At 52.4% G+C, this 25,259-nt stretch carries 31 protein-coding genes and 1 tRNA gene; 2 read left to right on the top strand and 30 right to left on the bottom strand.

Translation table 11 applies throughout. From position 1 onward, the window contains the following. Window positions 1–382 precede the first annotated feature (382 nt). Window positions 383–799, bottom strand: coding sequence for a hypothetical protein (locus EGT74_RS06575; RefSeq protein ID WP_123845721.1), 417 nt, complete (start codon window positions 797–799; stop codon window positions 383–385). 185 nt (window positions 800–984) lie between these two features. Here EGT74_RS06575 and EGT74_RS06570 point away from each other — a divergent pair, with 185 nt between their 5' ends. Together EGT74_RS06570 and EGT74_RS06565 are read left to right on the top strand one after the other, a co-directional pair. Further along, window positions 985–1,731: a hypothetical protein gene (locus EGT74_RS06570; RefSeq protein ID WP_123845720.1), complete on the top strand. Its 747-nt coding sequence runs from the start codon at window positions 985–987 to the stop codon at window positions 1,729–1,731. A gap of 91 nt (window positions 1,732–1,822) precedes the next feature. Then, complete coding sequence (locus tag EGT74_RS06565; protein ID WP_123845719.1) at window positions 1,823–2,122, top strand: hypothetical protein; 300 nt, start codon at window positions 1,823–1,825, stop codon at window positions 2,120–2,122. A 44-nt stretch (window positions 2,123–2,166) separates the two neighbouring features. Here EGT74_RS06565 and EGT74_RS06560 read toward each other — a convergent pair whose 3' ends face one another. The 29 genes from EGT74_RS06560 to EGT74_RS06420 all read right to left on the bottom strand — a co-directional run bounded on the left by EGT74_RS06560 (window position 2,167) and on the right by EGT74_RS06420 (window position 25,236). Further along, window positions 2,167–3,513, bottom strand: a complete 1,347-nt coding sequence (locus EGT74_RS06560) for a hypothetical protein (RefSeq protein WP_123845718.1) — start codon at window positions 3,511–3,513, stop codon at window positions 2,167–2,169. A 201-nt stretch (window positions 3,514–3,714) separates the two neighbouring features. Then, window positions 3,715–3,789 (bottom strand) — tRNA-Arg (locus EGT74_RS06555). 112 nt (window positions 3,790–3,901) lie between these two features. Further along, on the bottom strand, window positions 3,902–4,381 hold the full coding sequence (locus tag EGT74_RS06550; protein ID WP_123845717.1) for a hypothetical protein: 480 nt from the start codon (window positions 4,379–4,381) through the stop codon (window positions 3,902–3,904). Between the two features lie 10 nt (window positions 4,382–4,391). Then, window positions 4,392–4,859 (bottom strand): hypothetical protein, encoded by a 468-nt coding sequence (locus EGT74_RS06545; protein WP_123845716.1) that lies wholly within the window; start codon window positions 4,857–4,859, stop codon window positions 4,392–4,394. A gap of 69 nt (window positions 4,860–4,928) precedes the next feature. Beyond that, window positions 4,929–5,372, bottom strand: a complete 444-nt coding sequence (locus EGT74_RS06540; protein ID WP_123845715.1) for a hypothetical protein — start codon at window positions 5,370–5,372, stop codon at window positions 4,929–4,931. A 150-nt stretch (window positions 5,373–5,522) separates the two neighbouring features. Next, the gene (locus EGT74_RS06535; RefSeq protein ID WP_123845714.1) at window positions 5,523–5,960 is read right to left on the bottom strand and encodes a hypothetical protein; all 438 of its coding nucleotides are present in this window, start codon (window positions 5,958–5,960) and stop codon (window positions 5,523–5,525) included. A 28-nt stretch (window positions 5,961–5,988) separates the two neighbouring features. Further along, on the bottom strand, window positions 5,989–6,357 hold the full coding sequence (locus EGT74_RS06530) for a hypothetical protein (protein ID WP_123845713.1): 369 nt from the start codon (window positions 6,355–6,357) through the stop codon (window positions 5,989–5,991). Beyond that, window positions 6,354–6,845: a hypothetical protein gene (locus tag EGT74_RS06525; protein ID WP_123845712.1), complete on the bottom strand. Its 492-nt coding sequence runs from the start codon at window positions 6,843–6,845 to the stop codon at window positions 6,354–6,356. Before EGT74_RS06525 ends, EGT74_RS06530 begins: the two co-directional genes overlap by 4 nt. A 91-nt stretch (window positions 6,846–6,936) precedes the next feature. Continuing rightward, window positions 6,937–8,325, bottom strand: coding sequence for a DNA cytosine methyltransferase (locus tag EGT74_RS06520; RefSeq protein WP_158618035.1), 1,389 nt, complete (start codon window positions 8,323–8,325; stop codon window positions 6,937–6,939). Continuing rightward, complete coding sequence (locus tag EGT74_RS06515) at window positions 8,297–8,566, bottom strand: hypothetical protein (RefSeq protein ID WP_123845710.1); 270 nt, start codon at window positions 8,564–8,566, stop codon at window positions 8,297–8,299. Before EGT74_RS06515 ends, EGT74_RS06520 begins: the two co-directional genes overlap by 29 nt. Window positions 8,567–8,616: 50 nt before the next feature. Further along, on the bottom strand, window positions 8,617–9,390 hold the full coding sequence (locus EGT74_RS06510; protein ID WP_123845709.1) for a DUF3560 domain-containing protein: 774 nt from the start codon (window positions 9,388–9,390) through the stop codon (window positions 8,617–8,619). Between the two features lie 60 nt (window positions 9,391–9,450). After that, window positions 9,451–9,735, bottom strand: a complete 285-nt coding sequence (locus tag EGT74_RS06505) for a hypothetical protein (RefSeq protein WP_123845708.1) — start codon at window positions 9,733–9,735, stop codon at window positions 9,451–9,453. A 59-nt stretch (window positions 9,736–9,794) separates the two neighbouring features. After that, window positions 9,795–10,733: an ArdC family protein gene (locus EGT74_RS06500; protein ID WP_123845707.1), complete on the bottom strand. Its 939-nt coding sequence runs from the start codon at window positions 10,731–10,733 to the stop codon at window positions 9,795–9,797. A gap of 29 nt (window positions 10,734–10,762) precedes the next feature. Next, window positions 10,763–11,176 carry a DUF6943 family protein gene (locus EGT74_RS27335; protein ID WP_394338023.1) on the bottom strand — a complete coding sequence of 138 codons (414 nt, stop codon included), beginning with the start codon at window positions 11,174–11,176 and terminating at the stop codon, window positions 10,763–10,765. A gap of 695 nt (window positions 11,177–11,871) precedes the next feature. Continuing rightward, a complete protein-coding gene (locus tag EGT74_RS06490; RefSeq protein WP_123845705.1) occupies window positions 11,872–12,966 on the bottom strand; it encodes a PDDEXK nuclease domain-containing protein in 1,095 nt (364 codons plus the stop codon). A gap of 41 nt (window positions 12,967–13,007) precedes the next feature. Further along, the gene (locus EGT74_RS06485; RefSeq protein ID WP_123845704.1) at window positions 13,008–14,186 is read right to left on the bottom strand and encodes a hypothetical protein; all 1,179 of its coding nucleotides are present in this window, start codon (window positions 14,184–14,186) and stop codon (window positions 13,008–13,010) included. Between the two features lie 5 nt (window positions 14,187–14,191). Next, window positions 14,192–15,037 carry a conjugative transposon protein TraN gene (gene traN / locus EGT74_RS06480; RefSeq protein WP_123845703.1) on the bottom strand — a complete coding sequence of 282 codons (846 nt, stop codon included), beginning with the start codon at window positions 15,035–15,037 and terminating at the stop codon, window positions 14,192–14,194. A 32-nt stretch (window positions 15,038–15,069) separates the two neighbouring features. After that, a complete protein-coding gene (gene traM, locus EGT74_RS06475; RefSeq protein WP_158618034.1) occupies window positions 15,070–16,290 on the bottom strand; it encodes a conjugative transposon protein TraM in 1,221 nt (406 codons plus the stop codon). Between the two features lie 6 nt (window positions 16,291–16,296). After that, on the bottom strand, window positions 16,297–16,647 hold the full coding sequence (locus tag EGT74_RS06470) for a hypothetical protein (RefSeq protein ID WP_123845701.1): 351 nt from the start codon (window positions 16,645–16,647) through the stop codon (window positions 16,297–16,299). Between the two features lie 2 nt (window positions 16,648–16,649). Further along, entirely contained in the window at window positions 16,650–17,273 is a 624-nt protein-coding gene (gene traK / locus EGT74_RS06465; RefSeq protein ID WP_246008132.1) for a conjugative transposon protein TraK, read from the bottom strand. A 19-nt stretch (window positions 17,274–17,292) separates the two neighbouring features. Beyond that, on the bottom strand, window positions 17,293–18,477 hold the full coding sequence (locus EGT74_RS06460) for a conjugative transposon protein TraJ (RefSeq protein WP_123845700.1): 1,185 nt from the start codon (window positions 18,475–18,477) through the stop codon (window positions 17,293–17,295). Beyond that, entirely contained in the window at window positions 18,464–19,099 is a 636-nt protein-coding gene (locus tag EGT74_RS06455; RefSeq protein WP_123845699.1) for a TerB family tellurite resistance protein, read from the bottom strand. The genes EGT74_RS06460 and EGT74_RS06455 overlap by 14 nt, the downstream gene beginning before the upstream one ends. Window positions 19,100–19,110: 11 nt before the next feature. Then, window positions 19,111–19,767 (bottom strand): hypothetical protein, encoded by a 657-nt coding sequence (locus EGT74_RS06450; RefSeq protein ID WP_123845698.1) that lies wholly within the window; start codon window positions 19,765–19,767, stop codon window positions 19,111–19,113. A 30-nt stretch (window positions 19,768–19,797) separates the two neighbouring features. Beyond that, window positions 19,798–20,496 carry a conjugal transfer protein TraI gene (locus tag EGT74_RS06445; protein ID WP_123845697.1) on the bottom strand — a complete coding sequence of 233 codons (699 nt, stop codon included), beginning with the start codon at window positions 20,494–20,496 and terminating at the stop codon, window positions 19,798–19,800. Window positions 20,497–20,507: 11 nt separating this feature from the next. Then, complete coding sequence (locus tag EGT74_RS06440; protein WP_123845696.1) at window positions 20,508–22,976, bottom strand: TraG family conjugative transposon ATPase; 2,469 nt, start codon at window positions 22,974–22,976, stop codon at window positions 20,508–20,510. Further along, the gene (locus tag EGT74_RS06435) at window positions 22,973–23,299 is read right to left on the bottom strand and encodes a DUF4133 domain-containing protein (protein WP_123845695.1); all 327 of its coding nucleotides are present in this window, start codon (window positions 23,297–23,299) and stop codon (window positions 22,973–22,975) included. The genes EGT74_RS06440 and EGT74_RS06435 overlap by 4 nt, the downstream gene beginning before the upstream one ends. 7 nt (window positions 23,300–23,306) lie before the next feature. Continuing rightward, window positions 23,307–23,633, bottom strand: coding sequence for a DUF4134 domain-containing protein (locus tag EGT74_RS06430; RefSeq protein ID WP_123845694.1), 327 nt, complete (start codon window positions 23,631–23,633; stop codon window positions 23,307–23,309). A 117-nt stretch (window positions 23,634–23,750) separates the two neighbouring features. After that, on the bottom strand, window positions 23,751–24,242 hold the full coding sequence (locus EGT74_RS06425) for a hypothetical protein (protein WP_123845693.1): 492 nt from the start codon (window positions 24,240–24,242) through the stop codon (window positions 23,751–23,753). Window positions 24,243–24,357: 115 nt separating this feature from the next. Continuing rightward, the gene (locus tag EGT74_RS06420; RefSeq protein WP_123845692.1) at window positions 24,358–25,236 is read right to left on the bottom strand and encodes an RteC domain-containing protein; all 879 of its coding nucleotides are present in this window, start codon (window positions 25,234–25,236) and stop codon (window positions 24,358–24,360) included. Window positions 25,237–25,259: the final 23 nt, after the last annotated feature.

Here is a 25,259-nt window from a genome sequence, read left to right as displayed (position 1 = left end):
TGTGTTATTGGTAATTTGGTGAGGTAATCGCACGTTTGTTCCAGCATTCATGAAAAAAGAAAATTGTTTATCCAAAATCTTGACGCACCCGATTATAATAGTGTTTGGCCCGTTACAATGGTTTTCATTGTTACTCGTTTGTTGGAATTGTAGAAAATTATCTTCTCAAATAATCAGTTGTATAGCTACTTCTGTCCTATAATGGATTGTTTTCAAGTGTGCTTTTCTGATCGTTTTTTGTTTGTTATTACTTTTTGCATCTTCAAACCAATCAAATTTATAACCCTCAATTAATATCTATGAGAGCAATTTATTTCGTAGCAATGTTATACCATTTCATAGTTGTATTACCAGTATTTGAATAGAATTTTGGAAGGATTGATTACTTTGCTAATACCCGCGATAGCGAATCGTAGATTTTTTTAGAGAACGCATTCTGCTCTGTAAAGTGCGGAACAGTGAGTACATAATAGTAAACCGTAGTAAAGGCCAGGTTGATATCGAACGGTTCAAAGTCAGACTTTCCTTCAAATTCCAACAATCGGGCGATGCCATGCAATTTCGTCTTTTTTGCTTCTATGTGAAAGCAGCCCTCAACTGCAAGTTCTGTATTGTACCCTTTTTCATAGTGCAACAGGAGCAAGTTTTCATCTTTGGAGAAAAGCATATTATCATACTCGTCAAATGCGTCAAGTTGGAAAACATATTGTATGCTTTCTGCTACTTTTTTTAGCTCGTCAAAAACGACTGACATTTCTTTGTTGGAGTAAAATCCGTATAACACCCCGGAGAGGTCCATATTTTTCGATTTACAATTCAATAAAAAAAAGATTGCCTTTTCTATAGCGCGACCAACAGTGCCGCACTTTTTTAAGGATATCGTTTTCAATGATTTGATGGGTAAAATGCGAACATAAACGTCATATTGTAGTCGTGTTTTCTAACACGGAAGTCGTTTGCTGTTTGTCATCAAAAACCCTATATATGAAATGTGTTTTGTTTTGTTTGTGCTGTGTCGTTTGCTATGCTTGTCGTACTGGTGCCGGTATTGCTTTTACCCCGTTAACCTTTAAGGAACGATTGGTGGTTGCAGCTTCAATGTACCCTACGGCTGAATGGGTAGCCGTTACGGACCACACTACAGGAAAAATAACATTGCTTTTTAAGTATCCATTTGCAGGCCCGGTTCCACCGGGAGAAGACAAAAAAATGTGGGAACGTGCGCGGGGCCAGGCGCAGCTTGTATACGATTTTGTTTTTGCTGATTCCTCGAATGTGGCTGAGAATGTGCTGTTTTGTTTTCTGATAGATGGAAAAAGGGAAAATAGTTATTGTGATAAGGCAATACCTGCTAATTTGCTTGACCAACCGCCTACTTTTTGCAATAATACCCAACAACGATTAAACCGTATTGCTGCGGCGTTGCCGCGGAGCAGTACGATTAGTTTGGATAGTATTGCTGGCGTAATTGCGGTTAGATTAAATGGAAAAATTTACAACCTGCCTACCATTCAGGATTATAATAATACGGCAGACTACTACGCAGTGCTGATATACTCCTACATTTTTCTACGGGATCAACATATAAACGATTTACGCATCAGTTTTGTAGATGCGCCAATGGATTATGCGGGCCAATCTGGTTCCTATTATTACAATAGAAAGGATTCATTATTTCAGGGACTTCAGCGGCGACTGCTGCCAGACCTTGAACAGATACAGCTTCGGTAGTTTTGACGGTCGCCGGCCCGTGAAAAAACGGTGGATTTCCCGTGCTTTTCATGATGGGGGCAATGGTATCTTTATAGAAAGCCCTGCACCTATGACTGAAAAAGAACGGCTCTTAAAAGAGATTTCCGAAGAACTCGCCGCGACGGCGCGGCTAAACGGTTCATTATTAGTGATCACCGGCATGGATGCCATCAGTGAAAAAAGGCTGGAGCTTTGGGTACAGGAAATGCACCATAACCTGAGCGCGGGGAAGTCAATCCTTTTCAACGCCATATTTTCTGACCGAATGACCCGCCTGGTCAAACGATGGGCAAAAATGGACAGTCATTGTGGTGCGGTCAATGATTACCGAAACAGCCCCCCCGTTAATTACTTTCAACCTCCCAACTGATGAAGTTCATGTAAAAATGGGTACCGTTGTGGTACCCATTGATATTACTGGCAACTGCCGGTATCTGGTAGGCATTGCCCGCTTTGTCCAATGGCACCCGTCTGTTTGCGAAGATCTTCCCCTAAATTACCGGGATTTAGGCCACTTCCGGTATACCACCAGCCGCGGGTACGTGGCAGCACAATGCCGCCCGGGCCTGCCACATCAAGGACAAAGTTGACGCAATTGTAATCATCCATGTGGTATGCTTCGGGATATCCTTTGACGGCCACCAGCATGGCTTCCAGCTGCGCCCCCGAAACCTCGATGGTCAGTTTTACATCATATGTACGCCCGGCATCATTACCTAAGATTGCTGCACTGGATTTGTGCCGGAAGGGGTCAACGCCGTCTGCGGCATAGAACCCAATCGTCCGGCGGATCAGCTGGTCGTCTGCCTGTTGTTCAAAGGACAGGTAAGCATGTCCGATGCCGCCCAGTATGGACACCGGTTCTGTGCTACCGGGTACTGGTTGATCCACGTAGATGGTGACTTTGGCCGGCAGCTGACTGGTAAAGCAGTCCAGGTATTGCTGCAGGTTGTCGATGGGCGTTTGGGGCGGCGGCATGGGTGCTGGAGGTGTACCGCTGGGGCCGCCGGGATGGCTGGGGTCCGGTGGCTGGACGCCACCATCACCCATGCCGGGTTCATCGTAGGGGTAACCGGGGGGTGGGTTGCTCGTGTCGATCCAGTAGGTGATGGTGATACATTCCGAAAAGTAGTAGGTTTCACCAATACAGTTGCCGTAACCGTCACCGATGCAGGTAGACCAATTATAGCAACTCTCTACCGGCAGGAAAATGTCGTCTTCCTGTAACTGGCTGTCGGCAGGCCGTTTGACCTGATCCAACCGGTGAAGGTCGGCAGCCGATAACCCTGCCGTCGAATAGACTTTTTTTCCGAATCCCCGGTGGTTGAGCGCGTTGAGCGCGTGATTGATCTCAAATTTTTCCGGAGCGGACGCAAAAGCTGGCGGCATACTGCCGGGGTCTTTAGTGTCAAAGGCGGAAAAGTGAATGAGGCTGTCGGCTTCCAGTGCGATAAAGCCCGTGAACAGGCTGTCCTGGCTGGTCTTAAACGGAATGAGGGTGACAAAGGTCTGCTGGCGCGTTCCCGTTAACGCGAACTGCCAGTACGGGACGGCGTTTGGCGGCAGTGCGGCCAACAGGTGGCGGGTTGCTGGTGCGGAGGCTTGCAGGCTGGCCATTACGCGGCGTAACCGGGGATCGAGTGTTGAAGTCGCCGTAGCCGGGAAGATATTGGCTGGTGAGGGTGCTGCCGGGCTGGGGCCAATTTTCCTGCAGGAAATGAAACACACCGCTGATAACAAAACAATGGCTAAAATTTTCATACTCATTTTTTTGGTTGGTAATGATGGTGGATGATAGGCGGGTACGGGGTTGCAACCATACAAAAATGAGGCGGAGGCCAGCTGCCTTTGCAGAGTGGCAGGGGCATACTCCTGATGTTTATAAATTTTAATGGTGTTAATCTACCAAAGCAAAAACGGCATCAACTGATGCCGTTTTTTGAACAAGTATACACCGGGTTTTGGTGACCCCGACTGGAATCGAACCAGTATCAAGAGCTTCGGAAACTCCTATACTATCCATTGTACTACAGGGCCGGGGCTGCAAAAATAGGGGAATCGCCGGGTTCCGCCGTAAAATTTTCGCGCAAGGTGCAATGAAAAAATGCAGCGATCATTATAATAAATTAATGGTCGGCTGAACCGGCGATCAGTCTACAAAGTCGTCCGGAAGGTTATCATACACATCTATGTCGTAAATGCCGGTTACATCGGCGGTGCCTTGTAGCAAGGCGTCTAAGAGCAGGTCTTTCAGCCATTGAAAAGCCTCTTTTTCCTTTTGACTTTCCGGATCGGTGTCGTCTTCGGTGAACCCTTGCCAATGATAGTTGCTGTAGAGTTGGTGTAGCCACCTGATGAACGTGAAGGTATCCATGAGCGGATAACGGGCGGGCAGGTCTATCTTGTCATATTCCAAATGGATATCCTCGGCGGAAAAGTCTTGCGCAAATAGTTTTGCGCTGAGGGTGTTGACTTTATGCCAACAGCGCACGTATTCCACCATCTGTGAGCGGGTCTTATTATAGCAAGCCTTGTTGAAATCGGCACTGCCGTGGCTTTGCCGACCGGCATCGCGCATTTTTTCGATGAGTTCCGGATAGATTTGTACCGGAAGTTGTTCTATGTACATAGTTTGTATTTTACAAGATGAATGTTGTGGTGTTTCCTGTTGTGGTGCCGTTACTCGCAGTGGTGTAGGCGGGCAGGCTGCTGATGACGCACCACATCGCTTCGTACAGTATGTCGTCCAAATAAGTGACAAATCGAACTTCGTCGTTCGTGGTGTACCGCCTGCTGTCGATCAGGTCAATGTCCAGGCATTCCTTTAGGTGCCGCAGCCATTTGACGAACTGAATAGTACTGGGTGGCGGGCCGTTGGTGATCAGGCTGGTGGGGGTGATGGTTACGTCAATGGTAACATTGCTAATGATGCAGTAGGTTTCAACGTGCAGGCGGTACCATGTATGAACGGCAGCAGCTATCATAGCATCATTCACGAAATGGCAGCCATGCCTGAATACAATATCGGTGTCGTCACTTTCTGGTGAAGGCCGCATTTTCCGGTAGATGGCTGGTAAAATATCGCGGCTGATGAGGTTTACGTTCATAAAATTTTTTTAGGATGAAAAAATGTGCGCCCCTTGTTAGCCGGCGGCGCGCCCGGCTGTGGGCCGGGCTTACGATAGCAGGTCGTCGCTGGCGGCCTCATAACGGGAGTGGGTGCTGACTACTTCCCACAAAACTGCATTGATGATACTATCCAGATAGTCAACGGCTGCCGCTTCGGTGTCAATAAATGTCCGCTCACGGTCTAATAATTCAATATCCACCCCATTCCTTATATGCCGTAGCCATTTTAGAAACTGAAGTGTATTAGGTGGGTTGTCGTTGTTAATAAGCGCACTTGCGTCCGTCAGAAAGTCAATCACTTTGTCTTCCTCGATGTTGTAGGTCTCAAGGTGGAGATTGTACCATGTTAGCACCAATTCTGCGATGGTGGTAGCGTCCAAATAGTGGCAAGTATGCGTGAAATCAATGTCGCCCTCATCCCTTTTTGCATGCGGACGGAGTTTCCTGTAAATCTGCGGCAGTACGGTCTTGTTGATGAGTTTATTATTCATGTTAGACTATGTTTAAATGGAAGTTTAGAAAATGATAATGGTGATCGTCGGAATGTCGCCGTCACTATCGTTGTCATTTTTTTGCTGCTGTGATTTGTTGGTGTTTGCGCCCCTTGTTTAACCGGCGGCGCTCCCGGTCACCTTTACACGTTATACCCCTGTTTGGGCAACGATATACTCCGGTAGGGACCGGAGGATGACGCGCTGTACATCTTCCAGAATTTTCACCAACCCTTTAAAGGCTTTCATTTCCTTTGTTGTCAGTGGTCGGTCGTTAATAATGGCTTCCAGTTCAATGTTGTCATAAATGGCGTGCAGCCATTTGCACAACTGCACCGGGCTGACAGGTGTGCCGGGTATTGTCATTTTCAGGATGTCTAACGAGCGCGACACTTTATCTTCGCTTCTTCCGTTGTAACTATCCAAATTCAGCTGGTGCCAGTCGTACACCATTTCGATGATGGTAGCCTCACTGATGGCAAAGCAATGGGGTATGTGCCGGGCGTCGCCCGGCTGGTAGCCAGTGGCATGTAACAGTGTGCGGCAAATCGCCGGGAAAATCACAATATCTAAAAGTTGTGGTGACATACTCAAAAGTTTTGATGATGAAATATGATTAACTACCGAATAGCATTTTAATGCACAGGGAGACCTTGACAGGACAGGCGTCCCATAAAGCGAACTGCCGCAGATAGTGACAGGCAAATGATATGCGGTACCCGCTAAATATTTCCTGTAGCTTGCCTTGTTGTGTGCCCTTGCCCGCGGCGATACGCCGTATATCGTTGGCTATGGTCAGCCAGTGGGCGCGGGTGGGTATGGCGGTCATCCGCTCCGGTAGTTCCGATTTACAGGCGGCGGCATTTTTTGCCGCCATACTGATATAGGTCAGCATGTCGGCAGCGGCACAGGGGAACAGGTCACAGAGTAGCCGGATTTTTTCGGCGGCACTCATGACGGCATAGGCTTTTGCTGCTGGTTTCATGCGACGGATGTTTTTTGTGTAATCAATTGCGCTATTTTTTCGCGGGTGAACTGATGCACCAGATCGGCCCAAAAGCTGGCATTATAGGGGTTGGGTGGGCAGTCAATGTCCTGCTCCGGCCCGGATAGTTGCAAGGGGAAACGCCGGTAAAATTCGGAGGCCCATGTTGTGGCCGTCCGGAAAATATCGGTATACTCTTGCCCACATAGGCCGTCCGCTAATGCGTCGCCGTGTTCAAACATCGTAGCGGTCACGCACGAAATAATAATCGGAAAGCTATCCGGATAGGCTACCGGGTGTTTATCGAGCAGGGCGATTAATTCGTCATGATCAAGTTGATTGCCATCCTCGTAACTAAAAATTGCCAAGCGTTCACCTTCGGTCAGAGGTCGCCGTAACAGTGGCCCGGCATCCTGTATAGTGACGGCGGAAGCAAAAGCAATCGTTTCGTCGTTTCTTACTAATGAAAATGAAATCGTGGTTTCCATGTTTAGCATAATTGTATTTTTTAAAGTGAGTAAATGCGTGTTGCAAAAGGCAGCTACTGGACAGTAGCCGCCGTTAGCGTCTCTCTCTTCGTCATGCAGCCAGCTGTAATACAGCGGCTGCAAGGGCTTGTGTCCAGCGGGTGATCACCACCGGTACCACGGCATTGCCGATATGTTTTGTTTGCCGTGTTCTTCCGCCTGTTAACTGGTAATCGCGTGGAAAGCCTTGTATCGCCAGCAGTTCGGGGATGGAAAGCAGCCGCCATTTGATATCGGTGATGCCGTACCGTCTCATCAGCTCCTTTAGTTCGGCGGTGGCCGGGCTGTCGGTCGGATAGGTCAGCAGCGGGCGGCTGGCGGTCATGCTGATCAGGTGGAGCGGGGCTTTGTCTTGCCGGGCCATGACGACCGGGCAGGGGCGGCCTACCCCGACAAAATGCCCGCCCCAAGATGGGTTATAGATCGTGTGCGTGTGCTGCGGTCTGACCAGCGTCACAAGGCTGATTCTGTCTCTGGTGGGAACAACAGGTGATGGTCTGGATAGTGACGCATAGGTGCCGCCCCCGCTGTAGTACAGGGAAAAAAATTGATCTTCATTTAAAGCCACGGTCTTTTTTACCCCGACGATCATGCGGCGGAGGGTGTTTTCACACAGTGGCTTTTTGCGGGAAAAGATGCTGGGGCCAGTGTCGGACAGATTGAGTATTTCCCGGACAGGTTTCCACGGCAGCAGATCACCGAACAGCCCGCCATTGGTGGGCATTTCGCTGTGAGTAGCCTGTGGGAATACGATGGGCAGGCCGGGGCGGGCAAAGATGCCGAACAGACGGGTACGGTGGGTATGTGCGCCATAGTCAGCCGCGCAGAGTTTACGCCACTGGTCCCGGTAGCCCAGTGCGCAAATTTCCTTTCGCCAGCGTAACCAGTCCTCCCCGTTGCGGCGGCGGATGGGCCTGCCTTTTTTGTCCAGTGGCCCCCACGCCATAAATTCCTCTACGTTTTCCATTTGCACATAGTCGGGCTGTAGTATTTGCAGGTAGCTGTCACCTGGCTGGTAGGTCTTTGTCAGCGGGTCATAGACTTTGTGCAGGATCTCCGGCATTGAGCGGCTGTCCGGGTCGCGGGGCTTGCCACCTGCGGCATCGGAATAATGGGTACAGTCTGCCGATATCCATAAGATGAGTTTGGCATGTGGATAGATCAACCGGTATTTGTCTACGTGTGTTTTCAGTTTGCGTATGTCAAAGGTGCGGGCGTCCTCACTATAATGGGCGGCGTACGGGTGATTGCGCCGGTGGCTGCGGATGGCAACGGCATCATGATTGACGCAGGCGATCACCAGTGCCAGACCGCCTGCATTGTTAAAGCCGGTGGCGTCTCCACCCGCACCGCAAAACAGGTCTACCACAATAAAGAGGGGTGCCCGTTCCTGTTGGCCGGGTTGCCGCCTGTTAGCTTTCGGATGTATTTTCCTTTGCATGGTTTGCATGGGCGATTTTTTGTGTGTAATAGTATTTGGTTAGTACCCATTCTACCGATCGGGCAAGGTCGGTACCGGAATAGATGAGCGTACCAGTGGTATCGCGGAAATGATACCGGGAGCCTTTGGCACTGACAATGCAAACCCTTGCTCCCGCGCGGTTGTATAATTCACAAGTGGCGGCGACTTGCTGCACTGTCCAGCCATAAGCGGCGGCGATAGCGGTAATGGTGTCTTTCATGATGTGTGTTTGTATGAAGTGTAGCCGCTTACCGCGGCTACTGATCTTTGTTAGTATGCCCGTGCGAAATCCATCGCGGCCCGAATGCTGCGGTGGTTCAATTGCCGTTGGTAGGCATTTTCCGAACGGCAGAAAACAAACCCCAGCTTTCGCAGCTGTTTATGAACCGCCAAATCGGTTCTGGTGGGGAATATTATTTGTATCCGACCGATCTGTGGGTTTTGCCGCAGAGTGATGCCCTTGTAGACCACTTCGGCGAAGGGGATGGCGGCGGCTTTTTCCAGATCAGCAATCCGGTCTTTCAGTCGGCGGATATTGGCGTTGTTGTTCGTTAGTTTAGAGTGCGCAAATCCTTTATGGCCGACCACATTGGGCGAATTGACTTTTTCCCACAATTCTTCGCTGGTGCCCTCCATTCGCAGGAAGCGGGCTTTGTCCTGGCTCCTGATACATTGGTTGGTTTCTTTCATGAAGGCTTGCCGTGCCTCGCATCCGGCAAGTTCTGCCCGCAGTTTTTCCAGTGCGTTCGGGTCGTCGCTGCTGATGGCCGTGTTTTGTTCAATGGTGACGGCCTTTTGGTCGTAGTACTCCGCTTTTTTGTCCGCCTCGATAGAGGCGCGCATGTTGTTGTTAATTTTTTCCAAGTCGCGGCGGTGGCGGTTACGGCTGTAATGGTCTACTAAAATCGGTTGACCGGGTGATATACAACTGGCTATTTGATGGGCGGCGTTGTGTCGCTGTTCGGAAATTTGTCTTTGCTTTTCTGCCTGACGGCGGGCGTTGTCAATCCTACTTTTCTTGTGTTCTTCATAATTGTGTTTCATGATGTGAGTTTTTGCAGTGAGGAAATTGGCAGCCGGGTAACCGGCTGCGTTAGGAATCAGTTAGGGTATGGGTGGGCTGGCAATGGATGAGGGTACCACTAAACTGCTTAGTTTGGATTTCACCTGTTGGGCAGTGTCTCCCGTCCAATTGCGGGCGAAGGCCAGAAAGTGGATAACGATATGGCTGCCGGTGTTCATCCCCACCTTATCGCCGATTGAATGAAGTGCGTACATGGCCTGTAGATAAGGCTTTGCATTGGGGTCAACGTTTTCCCAATCGCGGGCAATAATGCGGGCCAGTTGTGCCGGGCTGTCTGGCAAGGGTTGTTGCGTCGTGTTGTCCATTGTAATTTGTATTGATGGTGAATGAATGCAGATAGGGGAAAGCAATTGCCACCATGCGGCTATGCTTCTACCAGTTCGGCGGTTTCGGTTACGGGATGGGGTTGTAGCTGATAAAGAAAGTCTACCGCTTTGGAGGCTTCGGAGGCAGCGGTGAAAATGGCGTATTTGCTATCCTTTAGTTTTGGCAGCCATGACTGAATGTAGGCGGCATGTTGGCCGTTATCGAGCCGGTTAATGCCAAAGCCTGCACACAGGAATGCGGCCCCCAGCTCGGCCACCAGTTCTTCGTCGGCATAGTTTCTATCGCCGTGTGTTTTACCCATATTCCGCGCCATCCGGTGGGGTGCGCCCGTCCAGTGGGTGAGTTCATGCAGGAGCGTGGAATAGTACCCTTCGGTCGCAGAGCAACCGGGCGTATCAATAAACAGGGGTGGCGGCGGCATGTGTATGCTGTCGTCTGCATGGCGGTAAAAGGCCCGGTTACCGCCATCATGCAATACCGTTGCGCCGGTGTGGGTGACAAACTCGTCGGCTGCTGCGATACGATCTACCAAATCCACTGCGGGCGTACTGTCGGTTACGCCGGGGTCGTAGCTGTCCAGCTGGCAGCGGTTGAATACATAGGAGAATCTGATAAATGGGATTTTTTCGATCTCGCCATCCTTTTCGACTTCCCGCGTATTATAATACACGATCATGGTCGCTTTTTCCCCTTTGCGTACCTGCTGGCCTGTTGCGCCCCATTGTTTATAGGAGGCCCACTGCGGGGAGGTGTAGCCGTTAGAAAAGAAGGTACCCCACAACATCAGGATGTTGATACCCCGGTACCGGCTGCCGGTGGTGCCGTTTTCCGGCAGGGTCACCGTGATTTCCTGCATCTTTTTAGACCTGTCCCACGGCTTGCGCCATGGGATGGTGCCGGTTTCCAGTTGTCGGATAATGATATCCGTTACCTCTTGGTGAATGTCGCGGCGGGCGGTGGTGGCTTGCTTCATCATAAACTGTTTTTAAGTGTGTAATGATGTGGTTAGGCAATGTGGTCGATCAGGTCGGCCAGCAGGACAGTGCGCATACGGGCCACCCTGTCCAGCTCACGGATGAGGCGCATTTCAGATTGCAGGGTTTTTTGAAGTTGTTGTACGGGTTCCAACTCATGGGCGTAGCGGCGAACGGCCCGCGCAATCAGGTGGCGCATGTGGCCTACCCGGATGTAAGGGGTGCGGGTGCCTTGCAGGTTACGCCGGAAGTGGCCGGACTTCCAAAGCGCATACACCAGCCAGTAAGTCACGGACAAGTCTTGTTCCTGACAGGCAATGACATAGCAATTACGCCGGGGAGCGTAGGAAGGCCGCCCCGTGTTGCGTCCGCGGGACTGCACGAAAAAAGCGGAGGGCTGCGCGGCCCTGTCGGGAAGGTGCGATTTGAGCGAGAATGTTTGCATACAACATTTTTTTTGTGATATTTTTTTGCCCTGAAACATTTTCCCGGAGGGCAGCAAGGCAAAAAGAAAGGCCGGCTTTACGACCCGTCCGCCAAACAATTCCAAGTGCCCAAAGAGGGCCAGCGGGCAGGAAAAAAAATGCCCGCAGCCAGGCACTGGCGCGGGCCGGGGCATTTTTTTTATCGCGCAAGCCTGCAGCGCGGCGGGACAGGGGCAGCGGCGACCTTTTCAGGCCCGCCGCCGCTGCCCCTGTCCTGTGTTGGTACTTGGAATTTTTTGGCAGGGTTGTAGCTTTGCCGGCCTTTTTGCCTTGCTGGGCTCCGGGAAATGGAATAGGCAAACGGTGGGATATGGAGGCGGATAATGGCCTGATATTGGCGGTAAAGGCGTGGTAAAACTGGTGGACACCATTGGGGCAACATTTACGGTTATACCTTGGTGTAAGGTATCGCCACGACAGACAACGGCGGCTTGACCCGTCAGGGTGGCTGCTATCCGGTAGCGGCTGGCCGGAGCGTACCTACCGCCCGGCCCTGCACGGCAGCTGCGCATAGCCGTGACTGTAGCGGAAATCCCGCAGCGAAGCGCGGGGCTGTGGGCGGCTGCGAGGAATTGCAGCGGAAGGCGCGCGCCTGTCGCCCGGCTCTGCACGGGCGTCGCTGCTCCCCCTTCTTAACACTGCCGCCGCGCTCGTCTCAGTCCTGCCGCTGGTGCCGGTGCGCCGAAAGCCCGCGCTCAATTTCAGCGATCAGTTCGCTCTCAGAGGGCATGTATAATTGATAACGGGCGGCAAAAAGCCGGGGATTATCTGCCAATACGGAGTAGCGCACCACCGTTTCGTCTTTATCGGTGCAAAGGATGACGCCCAATGTAAACGCATCTCCCTCGCCACGTTTCAGCTCGTCAAACAACCGCACGTACATATCCATCTGCCCTACGTCGGCATGGGACAGCCTTCCCAGCTTCAAGTCGAACAGCACGAAACATTTGAGCAGGTAGTTGTAAAAGACAAGATCCACGTAGTAATCTGCCGTTTCGGTCGGTACTCGCACCTGCCTGCCCACGAAAGCAAACCCTTTTCCCAGTTCGAGCAGGAAATGTTGCAAGTGCGCTATCAGCGTAGTTTCCAAATCCCGTTCGCTGCCGCTAAAGGGTTGGGCCACGTTCAGGAACTCGAACACATAGGGGTCTTTAAAAAAACTGTCGGCGGGCGGAGCCGGGTTTGTGGGTGGTGTACCTGGTGGTGTATTGGTGGAAACTGGGGTTGGGTTGTTGGAAACCGGGGGAATAGTGGGGGGAATATTTTCGGCACTGGTAGGTGAAAGATCGGTACCAGCAGCTGCACGGCGCAGGCGTTCATAATACAGGGTCTGAATATTGCGATCCAGCTGGCGTACCGTCCAGTTTTGCTGCGCGGCTTCGCGCAGGTAATAGTTGCGACTATTGGTGTCCGTGACCCGCATGATCAGCCGGTAGTGGCTCCATGAGAGTGCGGAGGGCAACTGCCCGGTGGCGCCCAGCGCGGGGAAGGTCAAATAAAACTGCCTAAACGATTTAAGGCTGGCCACCGAAAAGCCGCTACCGAACTGGCCGGAGAGTTGCCGGGAGAGGGTCTTTATCAACGCCTCGCCGTAGGCCGCGCGTTTACCATTTTGTTCCTGTTCGGCGATGCGCTGGCCGACCAGCCAGTAGGCCCGGATCATGGCGGTATTGACCGCGGCAGCGGCACGGCTGCGGGCCGCTTCCAAAATGGCGGTTACGTCTTGTAATAGCTGCCGTTCAACATTCATTATCAGTCGGTTGTAAAAAGCTACACAGCGTGTAGCTTTTGTTATCTACTCCGGCCCGCCCGGTTGCGGATGATCTGGTCAATATCCGGCCCCTGTGGCAGTTCCGGTTTGTATTTCTGTTGGGTGGTCACGTCCTGGCGGGTATGGCCCTGCTGGTGTTGAAGGTTGACGGGACTTACGGTAGTTTGATTAAAACTGAACGGATGGGTTTTTCCCTCAGCATCCGTCAACTGAAGTGTCTGACGGGTAATGTCTACGGCGATAGTGATTTTCTGAATCTGCCCGTCGATGAGTAAGGCCACCGTTTTTGACTGTCCCTGCCGCAACGCTTCCCGCAGGGCAGGTAACTGGTTGGATTTACCGTTGGCCAATGGCAACTGCTGCAGGTAGGCGTCCAGGTCATAGGCATGTTGGGTGAAGGGAAATTTGGTGCCGACCTTACCGGTGTCCAGTGTCAGCCACTTGTCCTGCTGGTTGATGTGCAGGCATACGGGGCGTCCGTCCAGTAAGGCTGCTGCCTGCGTGGCGGAGATTTGTACGTTATCAAGACAGGAAAAATGTAAGCGCGGGCCTTGACCGCCGCCGGCCAACAGGCTTTGTACGCTGGATTTGGCAATGGCCTCGAAACTGGAAAAGTAATATAGGGTGGTACCCGGTATTTTATCAAAATGCAACAGGAACGTAGCGCGTTTGTGGTTGTCATCGGAGTAGGGTAACTGAAAGCTGTCCAGCCCCTGGCTGATCATTTTTTTTAGCGGCCCTTCCATGCTGGCAGCAAACCCCTGTCCGGCTAATGCACCAGACAGGGTTTGCAGGTTATGGTTTTGGATGATGTCAGTTTTGACGGCATTGATCTTATTATAATGATAGTTATAAAGGTCAGTTCTGCGGCTGGCCCATATCCGTAGGGTGGCTACCAGCGGCGAGTACCAGAACCGGCGCAATGCTCCCCCGCTTCGTTGCGCCTGTATGCGGTTGATTTCAAATGTGACAAATTTGAGGGTGTCCTTCTCCGTTTTTGTCGCTGGCTGCCGTCGGATGTGGTGATAAATCTGCTGGTAGCGTTCCAGCTCAATTTGCAGCAAGTCTTTGCCCGGCAATCCATGCGGATGATGTATGTATAACTGGGCGTTTTGCACGGCCATCTCGTAGAGCAAAAAGGCCGCGCGATCCTGCGGTTGGGCCGGTGGTGGCGGCTGGAAGAAATGAACGTTATCCATGACGGTTACAGTGTTCTGGCTTTTAAGAGATGGCGGTTTTTTATCCGTAAGGAAAGATGACGCCCGCCGTTTTTTTCAAACAGTTCAAAATAAAACTCCTTGTTATCGGGAATGGTCGTACGGGGGATGGCCATTACGTACCGGATAGTCTGGTTGCCGCCGATCAGCGTTTGGGCGTCGCTGTAATCGGGCTGCAAAGCCGTTTGTTGGGTGGAGGAGGATTTTACACGCCGGGCATCTTTCATGTAAAAACGGGCAAAGTCAATTTCATAGGGGATATTGGAAGTGTTGGACAGTTCCCAGTCAAAGAGCAAGTGATCGCCAAACAGATAAATACCCTGCAGGCGGCACCCCATGCCGAAGCGGTGATCTGCCAGCTGTAGGAAGGGTAGCCGGAATTTCACCAGTTCGCAGACGGTAGCCAACTGGTAGGCGCTGGCCTTCGGGCTACTGCCGGCAGCAGGCAGGTTTTTTAAACTGCTTTCCAGCTGGCTCAGGTCGTAGGTGGTGCAGCTGGGCTTTTCGGCATAGACCAGTTCAAAGGCATACACCCGGTTATCGTGCGTATACACATGCAGGCTGGTGGGTGAAAAATTTCTTTCTCCTGCTTTGAGTTTTAAAATATTGGAGGTAGACGGTTCGATTTGGGCAATGACCTGTTGGGTACCCCTGTCGGACGGATAGATGGGAGATGGAAACCGCAACACGGTCGTAAAATCGTAGCCCACCTCTAATCTAAAGGGGGGCACCTCGGTCTGGCCGGGCAGTGGCCGGGTGGATTGGGCGGAGGCGACCGAATCAAATAAAAATAGATAGTTCAGCAACAGCAACAAAAAAATAATGGTACGCATATAAAAGAATTAAAAGGGTGAATGAAGCAGTGTTAAGGTTGTTCGAATTTTAGCAGCAGTTGATGGCCGGCTTTGAGGGCTACGGGCTTGCGCTTTATTTTTTTGTTCATCAGGCCCCGGATGGCCTGCAACCCGGTGTTGGCAGCCTGCTGGCCAATGGAGGGGTCCAGGCTGGCCAGTTGCAGTTGTGAAACGGCGTCGGTCATGGATTCTTTGGATGATTCATTGCCGATGGTGCGCTCGATGCGTACGCCCTCCATTCCGTCCACTCCATCAAATAAGGTGACTTTGACCGGGTAGATGACCTGGTTGAAATTGACGGTGGTAACTTCTATCATCAGCCGGTCAGCCTGCGGGGTGGCTTTGCCAAAAATGAAACTGTTGCGGGGGATGCGGTCGGCCCCGATAAAAATGTCCTGCAAAGTGCGCAGTTTGACGGTGGCCCGTTCCAGTACAGATTGGTTGTCGTGGATGACGGCGGCAACAAAGGTGGCTGCCGGATCGGTGGCGGTGGTCATCGAATAGGTGACCGGATAGAAGCGGTTGCCAGCAGGGGCCAGCGCGGTAACCGGTCGCTGTTCACTACTATCAGTATCCATTGGCGAAAGGCGCACAGCGACCGGTTTCGGCCTGGCGGCGGAAGCCTGTGCTGATAGCCAGTTTTTCACCCGCTGCGGGTATTGCAGGTCAAGGGCACTTTCGAGGACAGATTTTAACTGTGCCATTTCCGGATCATCACCGCTTTGCTGCTGGAGCATTTGCATCATTTGTTCCAGCTGTGCGGTGGGGGCTTCTGCTTCCGTGCGGGCTGGTATTGGTGGCGGGACAGAGCCACCGCTATCGGCTGGGGAGGGCTGTAGTGCTTTGTAGAGGTCAGCCAGTCGCTGCTCCATTTGTTGTTCCCGGTCTTGGGAGCCGGGGCGGGCTGGTGCTATGCGTGGATAGGTCATGTGCTGGTCGGGCAGCGGGTCTATCACCACTGGGTCGGTGGCCGCATAAGGGTCGCCGGCCAGTGCCTGGCTTTTTTTGACAGAATCGGCTTGTGCGGCGAGGTAGGCTTCCAGTTTGTTTTTCGGCTGTGGCTGCTGGTTAGCGGCAGGCACTTTACTATTGAACGCACTTTTGCCGGATGGTTCGGACTCCTGCTGACCGCAGTGCTTGGCAGACAGGCTGATCGCAATCAGTGTGATGGGCACGGCCAGCAGCGGCAAAAACAGCAGCGGCAGCTTTTTTTTGTTGACGTTTGGTTTCATGTTCATTTATTTTTTGTGAGTGTTGACGGCCGTGGTGTCGCGGTAGTGGTGGTAGCTCTGCGGGTTGTGGGCCGGTTGGCGGCCAGGCGACGGTAATGGCTCAGGGGAAGCAAATCCCGGAATGCCGGGGGCGGCGGTAGCTGGCGGACTGCTCAATACCTGCCATAAGACGGTTGAATAATAGGCGGTGCCTGCCAGCAAAAACAGGATGAGCATATTTTTTTTCTGGACAAGGGAAAACCGGTGCTGTCGCTGGCCCAGCCAGTCGGCCAGCCCGTCCAGTTGATGGCGCATCCACGGGTTGGGTGATACTTTTTGCGCCGGTTCGGTTTTTTTACTGCGGGAAAGTAGTCGCATGGTTATCGTTTTTCAATTTGGAGGTCTTTGTTTTCCAGTACCTGCCAGCGTTCGATCAGAAAGCCGTGCGGGTTGTTATCCGATGCCTCTGTTGGTCGCAGGTAGCCCTGCGTCACCAATGACCGGGTAACGATACTGGTGGCGCGGATGAGGACGAGCTTACCATAATAGCGGAAATGCCAGGGTGTGGTACGGCGGTCCAGGTAGATGCTATCGGGCGGGGGTACCTGTTGGCTGATGTTACCGGCGATGATTGACGTATAATAGCCGCTTTCGCGGAGATTGTCGGCTTCGGCTTTGGCCGAACCGTCTGCGAGGTAAAAGGCTTTGAGCAGGTTGCGCTCAATCACTTTTTCGTCGGGTTCCAGTGAATAGAAGGACTGATGAAACATGGTCACATGGTGGCGCAGTTCTACCGGTAGTTTCTCGCTGCGGTTTTCGGCTACGGCTTCCAGTAGTTTATCATGGGCGATCACGTATACTTTGGCCGATAGCCGTGTTACGGTGCGGTCTGCGTAATAGAGTACAGCCCCGCAGACCAGGCAATTGGCCAGCGTAAGGGCCAGCGCAAACAGCCGCATGTGGCGGATGGCGGTGTCGATGTTACGGAATGACTGAAAGATCATGACAGGTGTTTTTAGAAAATTATTTCCCGGCTATCTGGCTGACTTGATAGGCGTCTTTGTGGTAGGGTTCGGAGTTTTTGGCATCGGCCATATTGCCGTGCTGTTGATCCGGGCCGGGCTTGTCTGCCGTCATGCTACCAGCAGCAGCTCCCCCTGCGGGGCCACCGAAGGCTGTACCCGCCGCTTTGAAAGTGGAGTGTACCATACTGTTCATTTTTTGGGTGAGTGCGGCCCCTCCGCTGGCGTGAACAATGAAGTTGGCAATGGATGGCACAGAAAAATATGCGTAGATAGCGACGAACAGAAAGATCAGGTAGGTGATATCGGTAGGAGAATGTTTGAGTGTCCATCCTTGGTCTGCGTCCATGAACAGTACGCCGGCGTAGATGCGATTGGTCAGGGCGGCGATCAGGTTACAGATAGGCAGCCAGAGGAACACATTAATATAACGACCTATCCAGATCACCAGCGTATGGGCAAAGCCGTCATAGATGGAGATGGCCAGTACCAGCGGGCCGATGATGCCCAATATGACCAAATAGAATGTTCTGAGGACGTTGATACATAAGGCGGCGGCCAGGTATACCAGCTGTAAGGCCCAAGAGAAAAATGCTTTGATGACCCACATGATCGAATCGCCGATCATGCCCAGTGAAAACTGCATGCCTTCGCTGACCTGACCATCCTCACCTTCTTTTTTTTCATATTGGTACCAGTCTTTGATATCTCCCTGGTTCATGCCCCCGCTCAGTTCGCCGTAGTCGGGGTTAAATATGGCTTCGATCTGCTTGTCCATCATATCATTGATATCCCCGCGGGATTTTTTAACGATGGCATCGGTGGCTATTACGGTAGGTTCCAATAGTGCGTTGAGCGTATCTAACGCTAATGGATAGATGCCGATGAGTATGGACAAAAAAAATGGCCGCAGCAAAGGGAAAAAGTCGATAGCTTCGGCGGCGGCCAGGTGTTTGTAGACCCGGTAACCGATATACCATAATGCTCCGAAGCCGCCCAGTGCGCGGGCCGTGTTGATCAGGTCTTTGCAGAGCGGCTGCATGACCTTGACGAGCTGGCGAAATTCTGCACTCATCTTATCGCCTACCCCGGCGACAAATTCGGCGGAGGCCAGCATGGGCACCAGCAGGCAGAGGGCCAATAGGGAGAAAAAGGGCAGCAATGCCCGGGGGTTAATGGCTTTCATGACGGTAGTGTTTTTTGAGTTGGAGATATTGGTCTTGTTTGGCCTGTCGTTGGGCGGCGGCCAGTTTAAAATGATCGGAGAACTGGCGGGTGGCGTCGAGGTTACGGCGGGTAGCGGTAAACACCCGGTCGATGGCGGCGATCCTTTCGGCGTCGCTCATGCGCAGTTTACCGGCAGTGGTGACCATCAGCAGGTCTTCGAGGTGGCGCAGGGACTGGTCGAGCAGCGTACTGTATACCCCCATGCAGTAGTCGATATCGCCGGCACTGAATACCGACAGGGTGCGCAGCCGCTGGCGGTCGCGGCTGTAAGTCTGCCATATCTGCTGCTGCATGGTGATAATGGCGGCGATCTTATGGTAGCGGCGCACGGTGGGGCTGACGGCCAGCAGGCCATCGAGAAAAAGCCGGTGCATGGAAAAATTGCCCTCGGAAATATCTTTCACGGTCGTATACCCACGGGAAATGATCTGGTAACCCCGGTACATATTATTGAGGATGCTGCGCAGCTGGGCGAGTTTTTCAATGTTGAGGGCCAGTTGTTGCAACTCGGTGGACTGGGCGCGGGCCGAACTGCTGGCACAGAGCAACAGGGGAAGACAATATATGAATAGCTGTTTCATGATAATGGTGGTTACTGCCCCGGCGGGCTGGTGGAAGAAATGGTTTGCTGCAGGCGGGGCCGCTGGGCGTCCAGCTGGCCCCGATACCGGGCGGCTTGCAGGGTTTGGTCGCAGAACTGTTGCAGGTTTGCCTGGTGGCGGATGGCTTGGGTGTAGAGGTGATCAATGGCGCTGATACGTTCGGCGTCTGTCATGGCCAGCTGGCCGTCCTGCAGGATCATGAGCAGGTCAGCGGTGAGCAGTGCGGCGTCATCGAGTAGCTGACCGGTGAGGCGGTAGTAATAATCAACCTGCCGGGCATTGGCAACCGGGTGACGGGCCAGCTCGGTACGCCAGCGGCGATAGCGGTCTGTCATTGCGGCGTACAGGGCCACGATGGCCGCAGCTTTTGCATGTTTTTTAACCAGCGGGCTGACGCGCAGGCGTTTGTCCAGAAAAATGCGGTGGATGGTAAAGTCACCGTTTTTGATATCGCCGATGACGGCGAGGCCATCGCGTAGCGTCTTATAGCCTTTTTTTACTTTCTGCAAATGCGTTTGCAGCAGGACGATTTGGTCCAGCAGGTATTTGCGTTGCGTTTTACCTTGCCGAAACCATTCGTTCCACGTTTGGGCGCGAAGGGTGCCGGTACAGCAGGCATAGATCAATATCAACAGGATCGCTTTCATAAAAAGAGCGGCAACGGGTGAGAAAATCGGTTATGGCAGTGGGTGAGGCGATTGCTGGTAGAGCTGGCGCAGGCGGCTGGCTTGCTCATCCGTTTTGGCGCGGGAGATGGACACCGCAATATTGCGGTCGGTAAACCGGCGCATGTCTACATAGTATTGGTCGATTTCGGACTGATAAGTTTCCAGCAGTTGGAGCCGCTGGGCGTCTGTCATTTGCAGGCTGAAGGAAGTGACCAGCTGCACGATCTGTTCGGCAGATTGCAGGCTGCGCCCAATGATGGCGGTATACACCTCATACATGTAGCGGATTTCAGCGGCGGAGAAGTGTTTGTCCTGGCGCAGCAGGGAAAAGGCCCGTTTATATTCTTCTACCATGTCCTTTTGCCGGTCGATGGCGCGCAGGATCTTTTGGTAATAGGCGATCACGGCCTTTACCCGCCATAGTTCCTCGAAATAGTGGCTGTACTGCTGTTTTTGCCGCTCAGACCAGTCGGAGATTTCATCGAGGCGGAGTTTGGAAAAAACGTTTTCCAGTTCCTTCTGGATATTTTGTAAAACGATGGTGCGGTTCTGGATGCGTTGCACTTGCAGGTCGATGGCGCGGATGACCTTTTTGGCAGCTGTTTTGAGCAGATCGAGGACGAACACCTGTGCGCGGGCGGGCGGTGGTGCCGTCACGCCGGCCAGCAGCAGTATCATGAGCGCGAGAAAAAAAGTTTTCGACAGCATGGAGGTTAGATTTAAAGTGAACCGCCCGCGCGAATGTGGGCGGCCAGCATGGCGACGCCTTTTGCCATGCTGCCGTATTTTTCCGCGTAGGCTTGTACTTGAATTTTTTCTTTTTCTTCGGTGGTGTATGTCAGGTATTCTTCCAGTGATACTTCGGTGCGGTAGACTTTGGTGACGTGTTGGCCGAGCATGAATGTGACATGCTTATACCTATCACCGGGGGCAATACCTTTGTTCATCGAAAGGATTAATGTCTTGTCTTTATCGGTCAGGCCCAGTAGGTCTTGTATTTGGGAGAATTTGTTTTGGTATTTGCTTTGGTCAAGGAGGATTTTTATATCCGAATTATTAATGATGGCATCTTTAATGATGGGGCTTTTTACCGTATCGTCGATCTCTTGGGTCACCACGCCCAGCGAACCAAAATATTTGCGGACAGTTTTAACCAGGTAGAGTACATATTCGGCCATGCCTTCCCGCATGATGGCTTTCCATGCTTCTTCAATGATCAGGGCTTTGTGGACGCCTTTGAGCCGGCGCATCTTGGTGATGAATACCTGCATCACCGTGAGGATAGCGACAATATATAAGATCGGATGATCTTTGATCGCGTCCAGCTCATAGACTAAGAAGGACTGATCCAGCACATCTAAATTCTCCGTGGCGTTGAGCAGGTAATCAAATTCACCGCCTTTGTAGAAAGACCGCAACACGTACATGAAATTTTCCACGTCGAAGATGTTGGCAGTGATGCCTTGCGCGCGCAGCTCCGGGATGAACTGGTCGTTTAAGAAATCGTAAAAGGAATTAAAGCATGGAAATATGTCCGGGTGTGCATCGAGGTATTTGTAATAGGACTGCAGGGCGTTGGACAGGGCAATGTACTCTGCACGGGTAAAGCCCTGGTTATCCCTTTTCCAAAGGGCCAGCAGCAGGGTTTTGATACTTTCTTTTTTTTCGGTGTCCAGTTCGCCTTCGATGATGAAAGGGTTGAACCGGATGGGGTTTGCCTCGGTGTAGGTGTAATAATAGCCGCCGAGCATATCACAGAGACCTTTGTAGCTGTGCCCTACATCTATGATGATCAGGTGCGAGCCGGTGGCGTGCAGGCTGCGCAGCAGGTGCGCCATCAGGAAAGATTTACCCGATCCGGATGGGCCAACGATGAAAAAATTGCGATTTTGGCACCAGCCGCGTTTCATGGGTTCGGAGATGAGGTCCAGTTTTACGGGAACCCCGGAAAGGCGATCCCCGAAGCGGATGCCGGTAGGAGAAAGAGAGGTACGGTAGTTGGTTTCGTTGGCGAAAAAGCAGGCGGCCTGCTCGGCGAAGGTGTCGAAGGTTTCATGTGTTGGCAACCCAGCGGCGGCACCCGGCACCCCTGCCCAAAACAGGGTGGCGGTCGAGATGGTTTCCTGTTTACAGCGGGCATCGAGTTGGGACAGGGCGGCGGCCACCTGATTTTTGACGGCCTTTGCGTCCGCTTCGCTCTCATGCCATGTCAGTATGCTGAAATGAGCTTTGAGGGCCATGCGCTGGTCGCCAATGGCTTCATTGAGAAATTCATTGGTCGCCTCTTTTGCGAGGAAATTTTCGCGGGAGTAGGCGGAAAGGGATTGCAGCCGGAGGCGTTTTTTTTCCAGTTCCTGTAAGGTGGCGGCGGGGTCGGCAATGACTACGTATTGGTTATAGATATGATTGCAGTCCAGCAGCAGCCCTAACGGTGCGGCAAAACCGACGCTGAACTTTGTTTTTTCCGACGAGTATTTGTCGTGGTTGATGCGCGGGCCGCATAGGGCGGGCAGGTCTTCGGTATCGGCGAGGGTAAAGAGCTGGCAGCGGCGCTGACCGATATGCAAGTCTTTTTTCAGGCGGATATCCTGTACCACGGGTTGGTCGGTGTCCAGCAGGTAGCAATAGCGTTCCAACAGGCCCGCCCGGTCGGTGGTGCTGACCAGTTCGTCGGTGGTCAGCCGCTGAGTGGTGATCAGCCCGGAATCCGACAGGATTTTAATAAACTGGCCCACTTTGTCGAAAAACTGTTCTGTGGCGGTGTGGGATAGCGGCAGATGCGGCAGTACGGAAACTGATTTACGCGGGTCGAGCAAGCCCATACGGGAACGGGTGGTGGTGGCAGTCTTGGTCAGGTACAGGTACCCCTGGTGATCCAGCCATGGCCTTTCGTGAAAATGCCTTTCGTTACAATGCGACAGGAAGGAGGTGTCCTGGCTTTCAAATTGGCCCTGGTAGTGGGCTTGGGTAAACCAGTCCTGTTTGTGCAAGACAGTTTGGTTGGGTAGTACGCGGATGGCTTTTACCCACGCCGCGTGCAGTTGCAGGTAGTCATCGGTAGAGAGGGTAAATATTTCGGGCAGGTGTAACCGAAAGGCGACGGTCACGTCTCCCTGTTTGGACACGATACAGTCCTGTTCTACCTTATAGATGGGCATGATATCGTCCAGTGGATGGCGGTGGTTCATGGGTGGCTACGTTTAAGCTGGGTGAAGACTTTGCGGGAACGGGAGTAGATGGTCTCCGGCAGCTGGTGTTGTTGCAGGCGTTTGGTGAGGCCGTGGGCACCATATTTTTTGCTCAGGTGCTGGGTGAGGGCGATCAACCCCGCCCCGGCAGGCAGGGTGATGCCCACACAGAGGTACATATTGATGCCCAGTGCGTACAGGCCGAAGAACACCAGTAGCAGCAGTAACATGCCTGCGGCCAGGTAGTAGAGGAACTGGGCTTTGATGCCCCGAAACTCTATAGACTTACCGATTCCTTTGTTGATGCGGAAAACGCTGCTCATGGCTGGATTAATTAAGACCGAAGAAACTTTTGAGTACTGTGGCCACTACGACCAGGAAGATGCAGGCGGAAAACCACGCAGCGGCGGTTTTGGTGGTGTCGTTGTCGCCGTGTGACCATTTGCTGTATACCTTGATGGCACCGATCAGGCCGATCACGCCACCGATGGCGTAGAGCAGTGTTTGTGCTGTTTCAAAGTATCTTTTCAGTTTGGTGGTTGCTTCCCGGATGCCTGCCTCGCCATCTTGCGCAAGGGCGGCATCGGTGAGCAAAAGGCAAAGCAGTAGCAGGGATAACCCAACGGTGGGGGTTATCCGAATGGATCGGATACGCATGTGTTTGATTTTAGGAGCGGGTGAAAGAAGAAGACAGGAAAAAGTAGCATGGCCCGGCGGCCAATACCGGAGGCTGTCAGCCAGCCGGACGCATGCTTATGGAAGCCCTACCACTTGTCAGATGGGTTGCCAGAGCGATTCTATTTCAGCTTTGGTCAGGCGCAGATCGAGATCACGCTCTACGCTGACGCTGATGTAGGTATTGATCGCTTCGTAATAATCGGTATGATGGAATATGCTGTATTTAACGAGTATCGCACGGATTTTCGAGTGTACTTCTTCCGGGTTGGGTGGGTCAGAGGCGATATGGTTGATCTGCTCCTGAATTTTTTCTACGACATTTTCGGCTGCTTTTAACAGGTAGTCCCCTGTTGTGTCTGCGGGTTCCAGTACATCTTCACCATCTTCATCTTCCGCCGTCGTGTCGGTAAAATTTGGGGGTCCCTGCGGTGCCCGCGGGATATCAACGAGGGAGTGGGTCGCGGCGGGATGGGCGGTTTCGCTAAATTCGATAATGATTGGTTTAGCCGGTTGCCGCCAGTACATGAACGAGTAAAAAAGGACGGGGATGGCCGATACGCAAATAGCTATTATAAAAGCGGTGTCCATACAAGTAAAATTTTTTAGCGTGAACTGATGAAGCAAAAGTGCGATGGCGGGAAGGCGGTTTTACGGAGTGGTGGGCGACCGCTGTGCGAAGTTTTTTTTTACGTGCCCGTACAGGCTATCTTTTGCGCAGATTTTTTTCCTCCATTTTTTCTATTCGCTGACGGAGTTTGCCGGTGAGTAGTTCTAAGAAATTAGTATCACCACTTTTGCGCCCCAGTATTTCCTGAAAAATGCGGGAGGCATTGCCCAGTTTAACATTAAAAGCCACTTCCAGTCCATCCTGAATGGTTTTCAGGTCTACGTTGCCGTTATTAAATGCGGCGGCTTCGTGGAGGGCATAGGTCAGCTCGATCAGTCCCCTTTTTGCTCCTGTCCATGTTAAGGCGGTGGCCGGCACTGCAGGCGTGGTGTTGGGCGGTGGCGGATGCAGCAGCCAATGGGTCAGATCCTGCAGGAATTGTAAAACACGCCCGGAGGCATCCAGTGCGGCTTTCAGGTAATCGTACCCAGTCGTAAACTGCGCGTCGGTGTCGATGGCAAAGAGCAGATCAGGTTTGGGGCTGGCTCCCCGGATGAACAGTTTGTCGTCCAGGTGCCGCTGGTTGCTGTTAAAATATTGGAAATAGAACAGGTGTCGCTCAATAAACTGCTGTTGGGCGTGGGTTTGTGCTTGCAGGTAGGCGGTGGCGCGCTCCCGGTCGGCAATCGGCAGGTTGTGAACGATGCGCAGAATGTCGGTGTAGTAGACCAGGTGAACCGAAAGGGAGGGCTTTACCTCGCGGAAGAAATGGATTTCGTCGGCGGGTGTGGGACTGGTTTGGACAAAAGAATGGCGTAACGCCAGCAGTGCGTCACTGACGAGGGCGATATTGTAATGGAGGGCCGAAAGTTGGGAGGCGGTGTCCTGGCCGGGGACGACAGGGCGAAGTTTAGCGGTGGTCTGGGCCAGCAGTTGCGCGAAGGTGGTGGACATGGCATCTGTTTTTGATGCCACCAAATTCGCGGTTAATGATAGGC

This window comes from Chitinophaga lutea, assembly GCF_003813775.1.
In the GTDB taxonomy this organism is placed as follows: Bacteria; Bacteroidota; Bacteroidia; order Chitinophagales; family Chitinophagaceae; genus Chitinophaga; species Chitinophaga lutea.
Note: the sequence above shows the minus strand (reverse complement) of the source record. Positions and strands in the feature narration are given on the sequence as shown.

Bases quoted from the DNA above. Each gene is read 5' to 3' on its own strand.
- EGT74_RS06575 (WP_123845721.1), bottom strand. From the start codon at position 799: ATGGACCTCTCCGGGGTGTTATACGGATTTTACTCCAACAAAGAAATG.
- EGT74_RS06570 (WP_123845720.1), top strand. From the start codon at position 985: ATGAAATGTGTTTTGTTTTGTTTGTGCTGTGTCGTTTGCTATGCTTGT.
- EGT74_RS06565 (WP_123845719.1), top strand. From the start codon at position 1,823: ATGACTGAAAAAGAACGGCTCTTAAAAGAGATTTCCGAAGAACTCGCC.
- EGT74_RS06560 (WP_123845718.1), bottom strand. From the start codon at position 3,513: ATGAAAATTTTAGCCATTGTTTTGTTATCAGCGGTGTGTTTCATTTCC.
- EGT74_RS06550 (WP_123845717.1), bottom strand. From the start codon at position 4,381: ATGTACATAGAACAACTTCCGGTACAAATCTATCCGGAACTCATCGAA.
- EGT74_RS06545 (WP_123845716.1), bottom strand. From the start codon at position 4,859: ATGAACGTAAACCTCATCAGCCGCGATATTTTACCAGCCATCTACCGG.
- EGT74_RS06540 (WP_123845715.1), bottom strand. From the start codon at position 5,372: ATGAATAATAAACTCATCAACAAGACCGTACTGCCGCAGATTTACAGG.
- EGT74_RS06535 (WP_123845714.1), bottom strand. From the start codon at position 5,960: ATGTCACCACAACTTTTAGATATTGTGATTTTCCCGGCGATTTGCCGC.
- EGT74_RS06530 (WP_123845713.1), bottom strand. From the start codon at position 6,357: ATGAAACCAGCAGCAAAAGCCTATGCCGTCATGAGTGCCGCCGAAAAA.
- EGT74_RS06525 (WP_123845712.1), bottom strand. From the start codon at position 6,845: ATGGAAACCACGATTTCATTTTCATTAGTAAGAAACGACGAAACGATT.
- EGT74_RS06520 (WP_158618035.1), bottom strand. From the start codon at position 8,325: ATGCAAAGGAAAATACATCCGAAAGCTAACAGGCGGCAACCCGGCCAA.
- EGT74_RS06515 (WP_123845710.1), bottom strand. From the start codon at position 8,566: ATGAAAGACACCATTACCGCTATCGCCGCCGCTTATGGCTGGACAGTG.
- EGT74_RS06510 (WP_123845709.1), bottom strand. From the start codon at position 9,390: ATGAAACACAATTATGAAGAACACAAGAAAAGTAGGATTGACAACGCC.
- EGT74_RS06505 (WP_123845708.1), bottom strand. From the start codon at position 9,735: ATGGACAACACGACGCAACAACCCTTGCCAGACAGCCCGGCACAACTG.
- EGT74_RS06500 (WP_123845707.1), bottom strand. From the start codon at position 10,733: ATGATGAAGCAAGCCACCACCGCCCGCCGCGACATTCACCAAGAGGTA.
- EGT74_RS27335 (WP_394338023.1), bottom strand. From the start codon at position 11,176: ATGCAAACATTCTCGCTCAAATCGCACCTTCCCGACAGGGCCGCGCAG.
- EGT74_RS06490 (WP_123845705.1), bottom strand. From the start codon at position 12,966: ATGAATGTTGAACGGCAGCTATTACAAGACGTAACCGCCATTTTGGAA.
- EGT74_RS06485 (WP_123845704.1), bottom strand. From the start codon at position 14,186: ATGGATAACGTTCATTTCTTCCAGCCGCCACCACCGGCCCAACCGCAG.
- traN (WP_123845703.1), bottom strand. From the start codon at position 15,037: ATGCGTACCATTATTTTTTTGTTGCTGTTGCTGAACTATCTATTTTTA.
- traM (WP_158618034.1), bottom strand. From the start codon at position 16,290: ATGAAACCAAACGTCAACAAAAAAAAGCTGCCGCTGCTGTTTTTGCCG.
- EGT74_RS06470 (WP_123845701.1), bottom strand. From the start codon at position 16,647: ATGCGACTACTTTCCCGCAGTAAAAAAACCGAACCGGCGCAAAAAGTA.
- traK (WP_246008132.1), bottom strand. From the start codon at position 17,273: ATGATCTTTCAGTCATTCCGTAACATCGACACCGCCATCCGCCACATG.
- EGT74_RS06460 (WP_123845700.1), bottom strand. From the start codon at position 18,477: ATGAAAGCCATTAACCCCCGGGCATTGCTGCCCTTTTTCTCCCTATTG.
- EGT74_RS06455 (WP_123845699.1), bottom strand. From the start codon at position 19,099: ATGAAACAGCTATTCATATATTGTCTTCCCCTGTTGCTCTGTGCCAGC.
- EGT74_RS06450 (WP_123845698.1), bottom strand. From the start codon at position 19,767: ATGAAAGCGATCCTGTTGATATTGATCTATGCCTGCTGTACCGGCACC.
- EGT74_RS06445 (WP_123845697.1), bottom strand. From the start codon at position 20,496: ATGCTGTCGAAAACTTTTTTTCTCGCGCTCATGATACTGCTGCTGGCC.
- EGT74_RS06440 (WP_123845696.1), bottom strand. From the start codon at position 22,976: ATGAACCACCGCCATCCACTGGACGATATCATGCCCATCTATAAGGTA.
- EGT74_RS06435 (WP_123845695.1), bottom strand. From the start codon at position 23,299: ATGAGCAGCGTTTTCCGCATCAACAAAGGAATCGGTAAGTCTATAGAG.
- EGT74_RS06430 (WP_123845694.1), bottom strand. From the start codon at position 23,633: ATGCGTATCCGATCCATTCGGATAACCCCCACCGTTGGGTTATCCCTG.
- EGT74_RS06425 (WP_123845693.1), bottom strand. From the start codon at position 24,242: ATGGACACCGCTTTTATAATAGCTATTTGCGTATCGGCCATCCCCGTC.